The organism is Flavobacterium sp., from assembly GCF_027531905.1.
Lineage (GTDB): Bacteria > Bacteroidota > Bacteroidia > Flavobacteriales > Flavobacteriaceae > Flavobacterium.
In genome coordinates this window covers 1-15,357 of record NZ_JAPZSU010000042.1, presented here as the reverse complement: position 1 = coordinate 15,357, position 15,357 = coordinate 1, and the positions used below count along the sequence as shown (strand labels likewise).

Annotated in this window: 15 protein-coding genes; 7 read left to right on the top strand and 8 right to left on the bottom strand. The window is 35.6% G+C overall.

All coding sequences use genetic code 11. The annotated features are described in order from the left end of the window. Positions 1-59: 59 nt before the first annotated feature. The 5 genes from O9307_RS10960 to O9307_RS10940 all read left to right on the top strand — a co-directional run bounded on the left by O9307_RS10960 (position 60) and on the right by O9307_RS10940 (position 4,713). Positions 60-608 (top strand): CopD family protein, encoded by a 549-nt coding sequence (locus O9307_RS10960; RefSeq protein ID WP_298299047.1) that lies wholly within the window; start codon positions 60-62, stop codon positions 606-608. A gap of 182 nt (positions 609-790) precedes the next feature. After that, positions 791-2,206 carry an ATP-binding protein gene (locus tag O9307_RS10955; RefSeq protein WP_298299044.1) on the top strand — a complete coding sequence of 472 codons (1,416 nt, stop codon included), beginning with the start codon at positions 791-793 and terminating at the stop codon, positions 2,204-2,206. Between the two features lie 11 nt (positions 2,207-2,217). Continuing rightward, positions 2,218-3,000 (top strand): enoyl-CoA hydratase-related protein, encoded by a 783-nt coding sequence (locus O9307_RS10950; RefSeq protein ID WP_298299041.1) that lies wholly within the window; start codon positions 2,218-2,220, stop codon positions 2,998-3,000. Positions 3,001-3,172: 172 nt separating this feature from the next. Beyond that, the gene (locus tag O9307_RS10945; protein ID WP_298299038.1) at positions 3,173-4,291 is read left to right on the top strand and encodes an ATP-binding protein; all 1,119 of its coding nucleotides are present in this window, start codon (positions 3,173-3,175) and stop codon (positions 4,289-4,291) included. 20 nt (positions 4,292-4,311) lie between these two features. Further along, positions 4,312-4,713, top strand: coding sequence for a hypothetical protein (locus O9307_RS10940; protein WP_298299034.1), 402 nt, complete (start codon positions 4,312-4,314; stop codon positions 4,711-4,713). Between the two features lie 72 nt (positions 4,714-4,785). On the opposite strand, the gene O9307_RS10935 is transcribed toward O9307_RS10940, so the two are convergent. From O9307_RS10935 to O9307_RS10925, 3 genes are all read right to left on the bottom strand, one after another. Beyond that, entirely contained in the window at positions 4,786-5,439 is a 654-nt protein-coding gene (locus tag O9307_RS10935) for an HD domain-containing protein (protein ID WP_298299031.1), read from the bottom strand. 105 nt (positions 5,440-5,544) lie between these two features. After that, positions 5,545-6,531, bottom strand: coding sequence for an acyl-ACP desaturase (locus O9307_RS10930; RefSeq protein WP_298299029.1), 987 nt, complete (start codon positions 6,529-6,531; stop codon positions 5,545-5,547). A 12-nt stretch (positions 6,532-6,543) separates the two neighbouring features. Beyond that, positions 6,544-7,278 carry a lysophospholipid acyltransferase family protein gene (locus tag O9307_RS10925; RefSeq protein ID WP_298299026.1) on the bottom strand — a complete coding sequence of 245 codons (735 nt, stop codon included), beginning with the start codon at positions 7,276-7,278 and terminating at the stop codon, positions 6,544-6,546. A 127-nt stretch (positions 7,279-7,405) separates the two neighbouring features. On the opposite strand from O9307_RS10925, the gene rnpA reads away from it, so the two are divergent. Both rnpA and O9307_RS10915 read left to right on the top strand, forming a co-directional pair. Then, on the top strand, positions 7,406-7,831 hold the full coding sequence (rnpA, locus tag O9307_RS10920; protein WP_298299024.1) for a ribonuclease P protein component: 426 nt from the start codon (positions 7,406-7,408) through the stop codon (positions 7,829-7,831). A gap of 73 nt (positions 7,832-7,904) precedes the next feature. Next, positions 7,905-9,542, top strand: a complete 1,638-nt coding sequence (locus O9307_RS10915) for a S41 family peptidase (protein WP_298299021.1) — start codon at positions 7,905-7,907, stop codon at positions 9,540-9,542. 285 nt (positions 9,543-9,827) lie between these two features. Here the strand turns inward: O9307_RS10915 and O9307_RS10910 are convergent, their stop codons facing one another. The 5 genes from O9307_RS10910 to O9307_RS10890 form a co-directional block, all read right to left on the bottom strand. Then, complete coding sequence (locus O9307_RS10910) at positions 9,828-10,274, bottom strand: GNAT family N-acetyltransferase (protein ID WP_298299019.1); 447 nt, start codon at positions 10,272-10,274, stop codon at positions 9,828-9,830. Between the two features lies 1 nt (position 10,275). After that, complete coding sequence (locus O9307_RS10905) at positions 10,276-11,262, bottom strand: DUF4837 family protein (RefSeq protein ID WP_298299016.1); 987 nt, start codon at positions 11,260-11,262, stop codon at positions 10,276-10,278. A gap of 47 nt (positions 11,263-11,309) precedes the next feature. Further along, positions 11,310-13,325: a LysM peptidoglycan-binding domain-containing protein gene (locus O9307_RS10900; protein ID WP_298299013.1), complete on the bottom strand. Its 2,016-nt coding sequence runs from the start codon at positions 13,323-13,325 to the stop codon at positions 11,310-11,312. A 199-nt stretch (positions 13,326-13,524) separates the two neighbouring features. Next, positions 13,525-14,712 carry a phosphoglycerate kinase gene (locus O9307_RS10895; RefSeq protein ID WP_298299010.1) on the bottom strand — a complete coding sequence of 396 codons (1,188 nt, stop codon included), beginning with the start codon at positions 14,710-14,712 and terminating at the stop codon, positions 13,525-13,527. Between the two features lie 398 nt (positions 14,713-15,110). Further along, positions 15,111-15,357 (bottom strand): type IX secretion system membrane protein PorP/SprF (locus O9307_RS10890; RefSeq protein WP_298299007.1); only part of this gene is annotated, 247 nt, incomplete at its 5' end.

The window sequence follows — 15,357 nt, the reverse complement described above, 5'->3', positions numbered from 1 at the left end:
TGTTTAAGGTTTGAAGTGGCGATAATGCCTTCAAACCTTGAACTTGAAATCAGAAATAAATGGAACTCTACAACTACCTCAAATCCTTGCACATTATCTTTGTAGTAACTTGGTTTGCGGGACTTTTTTATATTGTACGCTTGTTTGTGTACCAAATTGAAGCCGCCGATAAACCCTCGCCAGATAAAGAAATTCTGCAAGAGCAATTCAAAATAATGTCGTATCGATTGTGGTACATTATCACTTGGCCATCAGCTATTTTGGCTAGTTTTTTTGCCTTTTGGATGTTATTTTTTACCGATTTAGGCAAAAGCTGGCTGCAAATGCCTTGGATGCATCTCAAACTTGGCTTTGTTTTTTTGCTCTATTTGTACCACGCAAAATGCCAACAAATATTTAATCAATTGCAACGCCATGAAGTAAAATATACTAGTAATTATATGCGTCTTTGGAATGAAGGAGCAACACTTATTTTATTTGCCGTCGTTTTTTTGGTCGTGCTCAAAAATGCCTTCAACTGGGTGTATGGCGTGATTGGTATTTTTTTATTTTCAATTATTATTATGTTGGGTTTTCGTTTTTACAAGAGAATAAGAGAAAGGAAATAGTGGTCAGAGGTCAGTTTTTAGTGATCAGTTTCCAATCTTTGCCTATTTGTAAGTTTAAACACCGAGTTATACGTTTGCAAAATAACTGAATACTAAAAATCTGAACACTGAACACTGAAAAAACTATGCTAAACAACTTCAACATATCGATGCTTTCCTTGCGCACTAGGATTTTCCTATCAATGATTGTTGTTATTGTTGTTTCTAGCGTTTTGCTGGCTTCTATCTCTATTTTACAATTCAAGAGTGAAGCTCGAGATTACCATCAAGAACGATTAGAGCGAAAAGAAACAGCAATTAAAGAACATATTAATTATGTGCTGTCAACTACCACATATCCGTTGACACCGAAAAATTTAGATTTAATTTTTAAAGATAAAATTCACGAATTATCACAAATTCACAACATCGAAATCAATGTTTATAGCCTAGACGGGCATCTTTTAAAATCATCCAAAGAGTCATTTTCTATTGATAAAATGGCTCCGCCTATTCCAAAATACATTCTTAAACTGGTTCGCTCCTCGATTGATAAACGGTTTGTAGACATCAAAACCATCGACGGAGTCAAAAATCGTTCGTCGTACAGCCAAATCAAAGATGATAAATTCAAACCGCTTGGTGTATTGAATTTGCCTTATGTTGAAGATGATAGTTTTTATCAAAAAGAACTGAATAGTTTCTTGATAAGATTAGGACAAGTCTATTCCTTCATGCTCATCGTAGCTTTTGCCTTGGCCTATTTCTTGGCTACTTACATTACCAAATCGTTGAAAACCATCGCCGACAAAATGAGCGAAACGAATATTGAGCAGAAAAACGAGAAAATTGTTTTGGATGCCAATAGTCTGGAAATTAATTTATTGATTCGTTCTTACAACGAAATGGTCGATAAATTAGAGAAAAGTGCCCTAAAACTCGCGCAAAGCGAAAGAGAAGAAGCTTGGCGAGAAATGGCCAAGCAAGTAGCCCACGAAATCAAAAACCCATTAACGCCCATGCGATTAACGGTGCAAAGTTTTCAAAGAAAATTTGACCCTTCTGCTGAGAATGTCAAACAAAAACTTAACGAATATTCCGAAACTTTAATTCAGCAAATTGATATTATGAGCGCTGTAGCTTCGGCTTTTTCGAACTTTGCCTCTATGCCTGCCCAACAAAACGAAACACTGAATGTGGTTGAAGTAGTCGAACTGGCTTTGGATATTTTCAATGAAGATTATATTGTTTTTGAGAGTCAATACCCTTCCATTATTTCGAGTATGGACCGCTCACAACTCATTCGTGTGATTACCAATTTGGTCAAAAATGCCATACAAGCCATTCCAGAAAATCAAGAAAAAAAAGCCATCAAAGTAGTCGTAAAAAGAGAACAAAACCAAGTCATCATTTTGGTACAAGATAACGGACTAGGCATCACACAGCAAACAGTGTCCAAAATATTCGAACCTAAATTTACTACCAAAACAAGCGGTATGGGGCTCGGTCTAGGAATTATCAAAAACATTATAGAAAATTACAACGGAACAATTACCTTTGATACACAATTAGGAAAAGGCACTACTTTTAAAGTGACTTTGCCTATTATCCAATCTTAAATAACAAAACAATGAACTACGAAAATATTTTAATTGAACTAGAGAATAACATCGCAACCCTTACCATTAACAGCCCTTCGAAGTTAAATGCTTTGAATATTGACACGATAAACGACCTGCACAAAGCCATAAAAACATTGGGAAAAAACAAGGAAATTCAAGTTATCCTTTTAACAGGAAGTGGTGAAAAAGCATTTGTAGCAGGTGCCGATATTTCTGAATTTGCTCATTTTACCATTGAAGAAGGTGCCCAACTGGCTAGCGAAGGACAAGAAAAATTATTCGATTTAATCGAAAATTTAAAAACACCGGTAATCGCTGCTATTAACGGTTTTGCCTTGGGCGGTGGATTAGAATTGGCTATGTCTTGTCATTTTAGAGTTGCCTCAGACAATGCCAAAATGGGACTTCCAGAAGTTTCCTTAGGAGTAATTCCAGGATACGGAGGGACACAACGTTTACCACAACTCATTGGAAAAGGCCGCGCTATGGAATTGATTATGACCGCCAGTATGATCGACGCCGAAACAGCTAAATCATACGGATTAGTTAATCATGTAGTGCCTCAAGCAGAATTGTTGGATTTTACCAAAGGAATTGCTCAAAAAATCATGAAAAACTCTCCTTTTGCCATTGGTCGAGCTATAAAAGCCATCAACGCCAATTATAAAGACGGCAAAAATGGTTTCGAAATCGAAATCAAAAACTTTGGAAAATGCTTCGGAACAGCTGATTTTAAAGAAGGAACGACCGCTTTCTTAGAAAAAAGAAAAGCCAATTTTACAGGGAAGTAAATAAGTTAGCAGTGTTCAGTTATTAGTGATCAGTTTTCTAAAACAGGATCTTTTTAATATTCAAAATATCATATTATTATATTTTTTTGACATTCAAATATCATATTATTGTATTTTTTTGATATTTGAATGTCAAATTATGATATATTTGTACCTTCAAAAGGATTGATAAATGATACAAAGAAGCCAACAACCTGCCATTGATACTTTACTTTTCAAAGGAAAAGCCATAGTAGTATTTGGGGCAAGGCAAGTAGGCAAAACCTCTTTGATCAAAAACACGGTTAAAAATCATTCTTATTTATGGCTAAATGGCGATGAACCCGATACCCAATTGCTATTAGAAAACATCACCTCCGACCGACTAAAAGCATTGATAGGAAATAACACTATGCTAATAATTGACGAGGCTCAAATGATTCACAATATTGGGCTTTTGATTAAAAGAATGGTGGATAATTTTCCAGAAATTCAAGTCATCGCTTCGGGCAGTAGTGCTTTTGAACTCGCTGACAAAACCAAAGAATCTATGATGGGAAGAAAAGAGGAACTGCAACTCTTCCCATTAAACTTTGCTGAATTGGTAAAGCACACTAATTTTATTGAAGAAACCCGTTTAGTACCTCATCGATTAGTATTTGGTTATTATCCTGAAGTAGTAAATCATCCTGGTCAGGAAGAAAAGATACTCAATGATTTAGTTGATGGTTTTTTATACAAAGATATTTTGAACTTAGATGGCATAAAAAAATCAGCCACCTTACAACGTTTAGTTCAAATGTTAGCGTATAGAATTGGCAGCGAAATTAATTACAGTTCTTTGGCAAATGAATTAGGAATAAGTCGCCTGACCGTTGAAAAATACATTGATATTTTAGAAAAAAATTTCATTGTTTTTAGCTTACCTGCTTTCAGCAAAAACCAAGATAATGAGCTTAAAAAAGGAAGAAAAGTCTATTTTTGGGACAATGGGCTTCGCAATCGAATCATCAAAAATTTCAATCCTATTGAACTTCGTGACGATATCGGTGCCCTTTGGGAAAACTTTATAATTAGCGAAAGAAAGAAAAAGTTAATCTATGAAAATCAGTTCAAAGACACTTATTTTTGGCGCAATACACAACAAGCCGAAATCGATTATTTGGAACTAAAAAATACCGAAATTGAAGCTTTTGAAATTAAATACAATCCCAATCAAAAAGTACGATTTACCAAATCCTTCACCGAAAAGTATCATCCAAAAACAACAGCAGTCATTCACAGTCAAAATTTTTGGGATTATATCCTTTAATCTATAAAACACTACAACCTATGTCCTTCCAACCTATATTTACTGAATTTTGGCAAAAAGTAATCGCGAGTATCGAAGATCGTACTTTTGCTAAATTGACTTTGGCCAAAACCATTGGGGATACCGAGTTAAAAAACATTTATGCTCGACCTATTATAACCGCCCAAAACACCTTAGAGTTTTCAATAATTGCGCGTTACAAAACCGAAGAAATAGAAAGTTTCCATTCGTTAGAAGAAGCCTTTTTCGTGTTGAGTCCGTACATGAATAATCCCTTTTTGACCGCCTTACTTTTTACTTCAGAAATGGATTTGACATTCAAATTGAACAAAAAAAGAGCAGGAAGTTTGACAGAAAGCGAGCCTACTTTTAAAAATGCATCGGATGTTATACTGGAATTAAAAGCCAGCGAAAATAAGTAATATGTGCTGTTCTTTGGTTTTACCTTATTGCTGTACTTTAGCCACTGAACACTAATAACTGCCAACTGAGCACTAGATTTCACCTTCCCACTCGGCATAAAACTGAGACAAGAAGTTTTCCATATATTTATGTCTTTTCGCTGCTAATGCTGCACCGGTTTTCGTATTCATTTTATCAGCGAGCAACAATAATTTCTCGTAAAAATGATTGATGGTTGGCGCTTGACTGTTTTTATATTCTTCCTTAGTCATCTGCAAATTGGGAGCTATCTCAGGATTGTACAATGCTCTGTTTTTGAATCCTCCGTAATTAAACGCTCTGGCAATTCCAATAGCACCAATAGCATCCAAACGATCAGCATCTTGTACAATATCCAGTTCTATAGAAGAGAACTTGCGCTTGGTTTTGCCGCCTTTAAATGAAATATTTTCAATGATTTGCACTACATGCACAATTACTTCTTCGGCTACGTGTTGCGATTCCAAAAAATTCCTCGCCGTTCTTGGACCTATGGTTTCGTCGCCTCCATGAAATTTACTATCGGCAATATCATGCAGTAAAGCACCTAACTGAACAACTAGTGTATCACAAGACTCCGATTTGGCTATGAGTAAAGCATTTTTATACACCCTTTCTATATGAAACCAATCGTGTCCTCCCTCTGCATCGGCAAGGGTTTGTTTTACAAAAAGAATCGTATCGTGAATTAGTTTAGCGGTATTCATTTGGGGTGTTTTTTTATAAAAAAACTGATTTTTAAAGGTTGTATCCTCAAAAATCAGTTCTCTTTATGATCTTATTTTCAATCTAAAATAGTTCAAAATTAAGGATTACAATCTTGCAGGTTCTACCCATTTAAAGATATAAGACTCTGCTGGAATTACCAATCGTTCAGAAATTTTAGCCATACGGGAAGGTAATTTCATCAAATAATCTCTTGCTTTTTCGGCTTCGTCTGTCAATCCTCCTATTTTATCAATTTCCCACTTCTCAATTAATTTTTGCATAATCTCCACATAATCTGTGGCAGTATAGACACCAATTCGCTGAGCTGAATCAGAAAATTGTTCAAAAGCTGAGCTGATTTTTTGACCAGATTCTCTTAAAAAATGAGCTGGCATTACAATTTTTTGCTTCATCATGTATTGAAAAGCTAACATCATCTCGCTAGGATCTACTTTAAAAATTTGATCTACAAATTCACTGTAAGCCAAATGATGACGCATTTCGTCACCAGCAATCATTTTGCATAATTTAGACAATTTTTTATCTCCAAAATTTTTAGCCAATTGCGACACGCGATTGTGCGAAACATAAGTAGCTAACTCTTGAAAACTTGTGTACACAAAGTTCTTATACGGATCAGTACCTGTTCCTATATCAAATCCGTCGTTGATTAAATGCTGTGTAGTAACCTCAACCTCGCGCATGTTTACACGCCCTGATAGATACAAATACTTGTTCAATAAATCTCCATGACGGTTCTCTTCCCCTGTCCATTGACGAATCCATTTGGACCAGCCATTGCGCTCTTGATTATCTACTCCTTCCACTTCCATCAACCAAGATTCATAAGTTGGTAAAGCTTCTTCGGTAATGGTATCGCCTACTAAAGCAACCCAAAAATCATAAGGTAAATCTTTGGCAATCTCTCTTAATTCTTTTACTTCTTCCAAGAAAGTATTGCTCTCAGAATTTGGCAAAAAATCAGAAGGTTGCCATATTTTTTCTACCGGAATTAGAAATTGATCCACAAAACTATCGACGTTTTTTTCTAAAAACTGCATCACTTCTAATCGGATGTTTTTTATTGACATGCTATTTATTTATTAAAATTGAATTTTACTTACAACTGCGGCTTCTGTTTTCTGAATTAATTCTTCAAAAGCATAGTCTTTGACCGCCATGGGCTCATGAATGGTAAACGTTAAACGATTTCCTAAACCCATCGGAAAAGCACCAAAACGCACCATCTTCCAGGAATTATTTATTGTAATAGGCACCACATAAGCGGAAGGTGCATACTTACATAATATTTTTAATCCGCTTTGCGCAAACTCTTTGGGCTTACCTGTTTTACTTCGGGTTCCTTCAGGGAAAATTACGGCTGATCGAGTATTTTTTTCTATGTATTCAGACAAGCCTTTAATCGTTGGAATGGCTTGTTTCGGATCTTTTCTATCAATTAAAACCGATCCACCATGACGTAAATTATATGACACACTTGGAATTCCGCTACCCAATTCTTTTTTACTAACAAACTTGCAATGATAACGACGCATGTACCATATAATTGCTATAATGTCATACATGCTTTGATGATTGGCTACAACAATCAGAGGAACATTTTTAGGTATGCTATTCAAATTCTCAAATCGGTAAGTAGTGCCCAAGATATTAGTACATTTTACCAAAAAGAAGTTCAAATAATCGACACTTTTTTTGTGGGCTTGGTAACCAAATACATTAAAACAAATCCATTGAATAGGATGAAAAATTACCAAACAAAGCCCAAAACACAAATAGTAAATAACGGATAAGGGGTACGAAATTATTTTTTGCATGTTAGTGTAATAAAAGGTCAAAAGTACGAATTAAATTTTTTTAATACGATTTAAATCCTAAACAATAATCCATTTGGGGTTTAATTGTACCTTTGCTCGCTAAGATTACCCCACTTTTTCGAATGCAATGAATTTTAATTACCCAAAAGAAGAAAAACTAAAAAGCAAAATCACCATCGGATTATTATTCACCGAAGGTAAATCGGTATCGAAATATCCTTTGCGATTGGTATATTGCCAAGAGAAAAAAGAAACCACACAGCAAATAAAAATGGGTGTTTCGGTTTCTAAAAAATACTTCAAGAAAGCCGTAGATCGCAATTACTTCAAACGCGTACTGAGAGAAACTTATCGATTAAACAAGCATTTACTGATTCCGCATTTGGATGAACCCTTTGCTTTTATGTTTTTTTACCAAACCAAAGAGCGTTTGTCTTTCGATGAAATCAATACTAAAACGATTCAATTGTTTGAAAAATTTGTAGCACAACAAGCTCAAAAAAAAGCTAACGGAGCTAAAGTTACCGATTCGTCTAGCACCGAATTGTCCTAAAAAAACGTATTCCCTTAATTATTCCTGTTTTATTACTAATTTAGAGGTCTATTTATAAACCAACGCTTTCCTTATGAACGCATTTTTCCAAAAAAAATACATCATTCCAGTTTTGGCTTCTGCCTTTTTGTTTGTTGGGGTAAGTTTCAAGAATGATTTCTTTGAAATTGCCAAGCAAATAGAAATATTTACGACTCTTTTTAAAGAAGTCAACTCTAATTATGTAGATGAGACTAATCCAGGTGATTTGATGGATAAGGCTATTAAAGGAATGTTGGCGAGTTTGGACCCCTACACCAACTACTTTAATGAAGCAGATGTGGTGAAATTCAAAATCAATAATACGGGTGAATATACCGGAATTGGTGCGTTAATCAGTCGCAAGGAAGACCAATTGATTATCAAAGAACCCTATAAAAATTTCCCTGCGGACAAAGCGGGTCTTAAAGCTGGAGATGCTATCATTCAAATTGGCGATGTCGTGCTGAAAGACTTCAAAGACGATGCGTCACAATTGCTCAAAGGTTCTAAAAACACAAAGATTGACATTAAATATATTCGTCAAGGAAAAACACTTAGCACCCAATTGGTTTTGGACGAAGTGGAAATCAAATCGGTGCCTTTTTTCGGGAAAATTGATGCAAAAACGGGTTATATTGTATTGACTCATTTCACCAAAAAAGCCTCCACAGAAGTAAAAGATGCTTTGGAACAACTCAAAAAAGAAGGCGCCGAACATATCGTTTTAGACTTAAGAGACAATCCGGGTGGACTGCTGAATGAAGCGGTAAATATTTGCAATTTGTTTGTGCCAAAAAACGAAACTATAGTAACTACCAAATCGAAAGTAGAAAAATACAACAACACCTATAAAACAACTCGCGAACCAGTAGATTTAAACATTCCATTGGTCATCATTGTCAACGGAAAAAGTGCTTCGGCTTCTGAAATTGTGGCAGGAGCGTTACAAGATTTGGATCGTGCGGTAGTTTTAGGCAGTCGCAGTTTTGGAAAAGGATTGGTACAGCGTCCTATCGATATGTCTTTTGGAACACAGGTAAAAGTAACTATTTCTCGTTACTACACGCCTTCTGGACGTTGCATCCAAGCTTTAGATTATACACGAAAAGATAAAAATGGAGTAGCTACGCGTACAGAAGAAAAAAATTATAATGCGTTTAAAACCAGAAAGGGAAGAACCGTATACGACGGAGGAGGCATTCAGCCTGATATTGAATTAGCAGAAACGCAAGTAAGCGCCGTGGCCAATGCAGTCCTGAGAAACGAGGCTATATTTGATTTTGCAACCACTTATTATTACAAAAATCCAAATTTAGGCAACACTATCCCCACCATCACCGATGCGGATTACACTGATTTCAAACAATTTTTGAAAACCAAAAAATTCAATTTGGATACGGAAACTGAGTTGAATTTAAAAAAGACTTTGGCTGCTGCCAAAAAAGAAAAAATAGACGAAACCATTACTGCGGAATACCAACAATTATTGAATGCTATTCAAAAAAGTGAATGGAATGCTTTGGACAAAAATCAAAAAGAAATTAAAAATTTATTGCTAGACGAAATTATCAAACGCTACCAATACCAAGAAGGATTGTACCAATACTACATCAAAAGCAATCCCGAAATCAAAAAAGCAGTAAGCCTGTTGAATGCTTCGGCGGAGTACAATAGCATTTTGAAGTTGTAAAAAGAAATACCCAATAAAAATTAGCATCTATTCTTAAACATATTAGACATATAATATTTAAGTCAATGTCTAAAATTTTGAACCATATAAGAAATTTAAAGTCCTATAAGTTGGTTTTAACCCATTAATTTTTTCTCTTAATGTTTAAAAAACAAAACTCTAGTTTAAAAACAAGTCTAATGTCAGTTTGAGTGCAGTGGATAACCATTACCGCTTCTCGACTGACCTTGGTATACCAAAAAACAGCAATCGTTTAAAGCAGGTAATGTTTCAAAATTTATATTATCACCCCCTTTTCATCTCAATATGCGGAATGTCATCTTCTAAATACATCTCGCTAATGGGTACAAAACCATGACTTTCGTAGAACTTTTTCAAGTACAATTGAGCGCCAATCGTAATCACTGTTTCGTTAAAGTGAGTTGCAATTCCTGCAATAGCATTTTGCATCAATTCATGACCCCATTTTTTATCGCGATAATTGGAATCGACCACTACTCGACCAATTGAGGCTTCGGGAAAGCTAATCCCTGGAGAGAGTAATCGAGCATGAGCTACAACTTTATCCTCATAAATTCCAAAAAGGTGTAGGGCTTTTTTATCTTTTCCGTCCAAATCCAAATAGACACAATTTTGCTCTACTACAAAAATTTCGCTTCTCAATTTTAAAATATCATACAACTCATCAACAGTCAATGCTGCAAACGGTTTTATTTCCCAATGTACTTCCATATCAATTCTTATGTTTTCTTTTACTTATTTTAACTGATTTAATAATCGATTCTAACGCAAACATCACCTCTCTTTTTTCGTCAGCGGGTGAATAACAAAAGCCTTCTAACACCATGATTCGGTTATACTCCTTATCAAAAATAACATAATTGATAAAGGGACCAGACATGAAGTCATTTTTTAATTCCCAAGTCCCTTTAGTTTCAAAGGTGGGGCGATGATCTAATTTTATAGTAAACCAATACGGAGCATACCCCTCGCCTGTAATCATGGGCGTTTGTTCTTCTCTCCCTTTGATATATAACTTCCCGATGGAATCTCGCATTCGGATAATAGAAGTAATGGGGTTTGGGGTTTGGATGGTATTCAAAGGAACCTGATACAGCAACAAACTCATACTTCCACTCACAATTTCTTTTTTTAACCAAATAAATCGAGGTTTTTGTAATGCATATTCAAAATCTGAGGGAACATCCAAGCGAATATGGAATTTGTTCTCTATTATTTTGGGATCCAATAACGATTCACGGTTACTTTTTTGATTGGCTTGGATTTCGCCTTTTTTAATTAACCGAATCATTTCTGCGCTGTGCTTTTCTAATAAATACAAAAGCGTATCATTCGTAGTTCCTGTGAGATGAAAAACGGTTTGCGGGGTAGCATATTGATTTTTTTTGATTTCAAAACTGGTCGTTACGCCTTTTTTAACCACTACAATGGTACGACTATCGGTGACAAATCCTTCTACTAATTTATCCGGATATTGATTAATGGTAAATAAGGGTTCCTCCTGAGGCAGTCCGAAAACTGGAGCCGCAAGTTTGTTTCTAAGCGAATCTCCCACTTCTCCATTCCATAAAGCATCGTTCATAATCACGGCAATCGTATTGATTTTACCAACCGATTCACGTAATAATGGCGCTTGCTTCTTATTGCAAGAAAACAAAACTAACGAAACTAAAAGGCATAAAAAATGGGCTTTATTCATAATTTTTATCTTATAAATCAAAACCCAAATGTAACTAATTTATAGTATTATCCGTTTATTTTCAACTTCATTCCAGGTTTTAAATCATTACCGGTTATACCATTCCACTTCTCTAAATCAGAAATAGTAACGCCAGGATATTTTTTAGAGATGCTATAAAGAGAATCTCCTTTTTTTACATAGTAATCATTCGAGACGTTTTTCGCTTTTGTTGTCGGAAACAATTCTTTCTTTTTAAAAGAATTGGCAGTAGCGTTATTGGTGATAATAGCAATCTCATTTTTTGCAACAATCAAAGCGGTTCCCACCTGCAATTTATTTTTAGAAATAGTATTCCATGCTATTAAATTTGCCGATGTTGTTCCAAATTTCTTGGCAATAGTTCCTAAATTATCACCCTCAACCACTGTATAAGTGATGTCTTTTAACTCTGGTTTTATTCCATCTTGTACGGCAACGGCAGTAGCAGTTCCTACCTGAAAACTCATTCCTGGTTTCAAATTGCTGGCTGTCGTTGGATTCCAAGAACGCAAATCTTCTACTGAAACATTGTATTTACGAGCGATGCTATTCAAATTATCCCCTTTCTGGACGACATATTGAGTTGCATTTGGAGAAACTAACAACGAGTCTAATTGCGTTTCCTTTACTTTTTCTGCCGATTTAACTCCAGCAACGGCAGTACTAGCAACAGCTATCGGATTGGTTTCTACTCCAGGACGTACTGTTTTAATTTTTAATATTTTACCTAAAGGAACCGAATTCCCTTTGATTCCATTCCAACGTTTAAGGTCAGCAACGGCAACCTTATAATCAGCTGCAACGCTATTCAAATTATCTCCTTTTTTGATTTTATACCATTCATTGATAGTAGCCACGTCCGAAGAATCTGTCGCTTTTCCTCTAGCTGCCAAAGCAGATTTTGACCATTGTAATGGTTGTCTACGCTGACTATTATCATGAGCAACATAGGCATATATTTTATCTTCATTAGAAGTAAAAATGGCAATCTTGTTTTGTGGCAATCGCAAATAATTGGCTTGATCGCCATAAACAGGAATAACATTCATTTTATAGGAAGGATTCAACAATTGCAATTCAACTACAGGAATATCAATTAAATCAGCAATTTGCTTGAAAGAGATTTCTTTTTGAATACGAATTGTATCCGTTTCGAAGTGTTTGAAAGTCGCACGTTCCGGTTTAATGCCATGTTCTTTATGGTATTCATACAGGTACATCGTAGCTAAAAAAGCGGGAACATAGCCTTGAGTTTCTTGTGGCAAATGTTTTTTAATGTCCCAAAACGTTTGTTGACCGCCCGATCGCCGTATCGCCTTAGTCACATTTCCTGGCCCTGAATTGTAAGAGGCCAACACCAAATCCCAGTCATTAAATAAAGGGTACATATTGGCCATATATTGTGCCGCTGCCTCGGAGGATTTCAAAGGATCCGACCGCTCATCAACGTAGGAATCAATCCGTAAGTTATATTGTTTACCTGTATGGTACATAAACTGCCAAAGCCCTGTTGCACCAACTCTAGAAACCGCTTTTGGATTTAAGGCAGATTCTACTATGGCTAAATATTTTATTTCTAAAGGAATATTTTTCTTGGCTAATGCTTCTTCAAAAATAGGAAAGTAATATTCAGAAGTCGCCATTAATCTTGCAAATGCTTTTTTCCTCTTTTTCAAAAAGCTTTTGATTAAATTTTCTAATCCTTGATTGTATTCAATATGAAAAGGCGACTTAGCATCCATTGCCGCTAAACGCTGTTTTAATAATTCGGTAGGCAATTCAAAATCGACACTTTGATCTGTATTTAGGGTTTGAATATCTTTAGTTAAGTCTTCATAAATGTCAAGATTTGTCAACTCTTTCATCCATAAACTATCGACTTGTTCTGTGATAGAATGTCGGACAAAAGTTTGCTTGATAGAATCTAAATAAGAAAGTGGTGTCGGAGCAGCTTGGATGGGTTTTATATCATCAACTTGCTGCGAAAAAACAGCAGAGGAAATTAGAAACAATAAGCTTAGTGTGGCATTTTTAAGACTCATAAAATTTGATTTCAATGTGTTTAATTTCAGCAGGTTAACCAATCGATTTTACAAAAATAATTGGTTACAGCTAAAAAAAACCATAAATATTGTTAAATATACAATATTTATGGTTTTATGATCCTTTTTTATACAAAAAAATATGTTAAAGTAGGATTAATCAAATAGTAATGCAATTTTTGAAAGGCTTTCTTGTAGCTTATTCCAAAATAGCAGCAATTCCTGGTAAGGATCTTCCTTCTAACATTTCTAACATGGCGCCACCACCAGTAGAAACATAACTTACTTTGTGTTCGAAGCCAAATTGTTTTACAGCAGCCACTGAATCGCCACCACCTACTAATGAAAAAGCACCATTAGCAGTAGCCTCAGCAATGTAATCGCCTAAAGCAATCGTTCCTTTGGCAAAAGTAGGCATCTCAAAAACTCCTAAGGGGCCATTCCAAAGAATCGTTTTGGACTCCAAAATAACTTTCTTGAAATTTTCTAATGATTTTGGACCTGCATCCAAACCTTGCCATCCATCAGGAATTTCTCTAACATCTACAATTTGTGTAGCAGCTGTATTAGAGAAAGCATCGGCTGCCACCACATCTACAGGAATGTGAATTTGTACTCCCTTTTCTTTCGCTAAACGCAAAATCTCCAATGCCAATTCTTGTTTGTCATCTTCACAAATAGAATCTCCAACAGTACCACCCAAGGCTTTCACAAAAGTAAAGGTCATCCCACCACCAATAATCATGTGGTCCACTTTATCTAAAATATTTTCGATAACTGTGATTTTAGAAGACACCTTAGAGCCTCCCAATACGGCCGTTACTGGCTTCTCACTGTTCTTTAATACTTTGTTCAAACTTTCAATTTCTTTAGCCAATAACATTCCAAAACATTTACTAGTTGGAAAAAATTGAGCTATGATTGTAGTCGAAGCATGAGCACGGTGAGCGGTTCCAAAAGCATCATTTACGTAGATGTCTCCCAAATCAGCTAATTTTTTAGCGAAATCAACATCGCCCGCTTCTTCTTCTTTGTAAAAGCGTAAATTCTCTAACAATAGCACTTGCCCTGGTTGTAAAGCAGCCGCTGCACTTGTAGCAGGTTCTCCAATACAATCGGTTGCAAATTGAACCGGAACGCCCAAAATTTCCGTGGCCTTAGCCACAATATGGCGCAACGAATAGTTGTCCTCTGCCCCTTTTGGTCTTCCTAAGTGAGACATTAAAATAACACTTCCACCGTCGGCTAAGATTTTATCAATCGTAGGTTTTGCAGCTTCAATTCGAGTAACATCTGTGACATTAAAATTGTCGTCTAGAGGCACATTAAAATCGACACGAATAATTGCTTTTTTATCTTTGAAATTGAAATCGTTTAAAGTTTTCATTATAGTTGTATTTAATTTAAAAATTACTAAAGTCCCACAAAGATACGCTATTTTGCAATTTTGATTTCTAGTGCTTCCCATTAAAAAATAACTAATTAATAACGAAATCGATGTAAATCTAAAAATTACACAATTAAATTGTTAATCGGTTATAGGAAGTGGGGTTGGGTATTGAGTGATGGGTGTTGGGTGATGGGTGTTGGGTGATGGGTATTGGGTGATGGGTATTGGGTGTTGGGGGTTGGATGTTAGGTGTTGGGTGTTGGGTTTTAGGTGTTGGGTTTTAGGCGGATTATACGATTAAACAGTTCAACAATTAAACAATTAAACGATTAAACCAAATAAAAAAGCCCTCTCCAAAAAACGAAAAGGGCTCAATAGTAAGGTTATAACTTTAATTAGTCATGAACGGGATTTTGGGTACACGGACAATTACTAACGCCTTGTAAAAAGTCTAACCCTAAAGTAACCATGTGGGTTCCTGAGTTGTATCCCGAAAATTCATTTAAGGTAAGTTGATAGGAATACCCAAAATAAAAATTAGATTTTTTGAATCCAGCCATGGGACCAATATTTAATGGCTTACCAATTTGGTCGTTCAAAAAACGATAAGAAGCTCCCACCCAAAAATAGTCATCATAACTA

Excerpts from the sequence above, each read along its gene's own strand:
- O9307_RS10960 (WP_298299047.1), top strand. The coding sequence starts at position 60 with ATGGAACTCTACAACTACCTCAAATCCTTGCACATTATCTTTGTAGTA.
- O9307_RS10955 (WP_298299044.1), top strand. The coding sequence starts at position 791 with ATGATTGTTGTTATTGTTGTTTCTAGCGTTTTGCTGGCTTCTATCTCT.
- O9307_RS10950 (WP_298299041.1), top strand. The coding sequence starts at position 2,218 with ATGAACTACGAAAATATTTTAATTGAACTAGAGAATAACATCGCAACC.
- O9307_RS10945 (WP_298299038.1), top strand. The coding sequence starts at position 3,173 with ATGATACAAAGAAGCCAACAACCTGCCATTGATACTTTACTTTTCAAA.
- O9307_RS10940 (WP_298299034.1), top strand. The coding sequence starts at position 4,312 with ATGTCCTTCCAACCTATATTTACTGAATTTTGGCAAAAAGTAATCGCG.
- O9307_RS10935 (WP_298299031.1), bottom strand. The coding sequence starts at position 5,439 with ATGAATACCGCTAAACTAATTCACGATACGATTCTTTTTGTAAAACAA.
- O9307_RS10930 (WP_298299029.1), bottom strand. The coding sequence starts at position 6,531 with ATGTCAATAAAAAACATCCGATTAGAAGTGATGCAGTTTTTAGAAAAA.
- O9307_RS10925 (WP_298299026.1), bottom strand. The coding sequence starts at position 7,278 with ATGCAAAAAATAATTTCGTACCCCTTATCCGTTATTTACTATTTGTGT.
- rnpA (WP_298299024.1), top strand. The coding sequence starts at position 7,406 with ATGAATTTTAATTACCCAAAAGAAGAAAAACTAAAAAGCAAAATCACC.
- O9307_RS10915 (WP_298299021.1), top strand. The coding sequence starts at position 7,905 with ATGAACGCATTTTTCCAAAAAAAATACATCATTCCAGTTTTGGCTTCT.
- O9307_RS10910 (WP_298299019.1), bottom strand. The coding sequence starts at position 10,274 with ATGGAAGTACATTGGGAAATAAAACCGTTTGCAGCATTGACTGTTGAT.
- O9307_RS10905 (WP_298299016.1), bottom strand. The coding sequence starts at position 11,262 with ATGAATAAAGCCCATTTTTTATGCCTTTTAGTTTCGTTAGTTTTGTTT.
- O9307_RS10900 (WP_298299013.1), bottom strand. The coding sequence starts at position 13,325 with ATGAGTCTTAAAAATGCCACACTAAGCTTATTGTTTCTAATTTCCTCT.
- O9307_RS10895 (WP_298299010.1), bottom strand. The coding sequence starts at position 14,712 with ATGAAAACTTTAAACGATTTCAATTTCAAAGATAAAAAAGCAATTATT.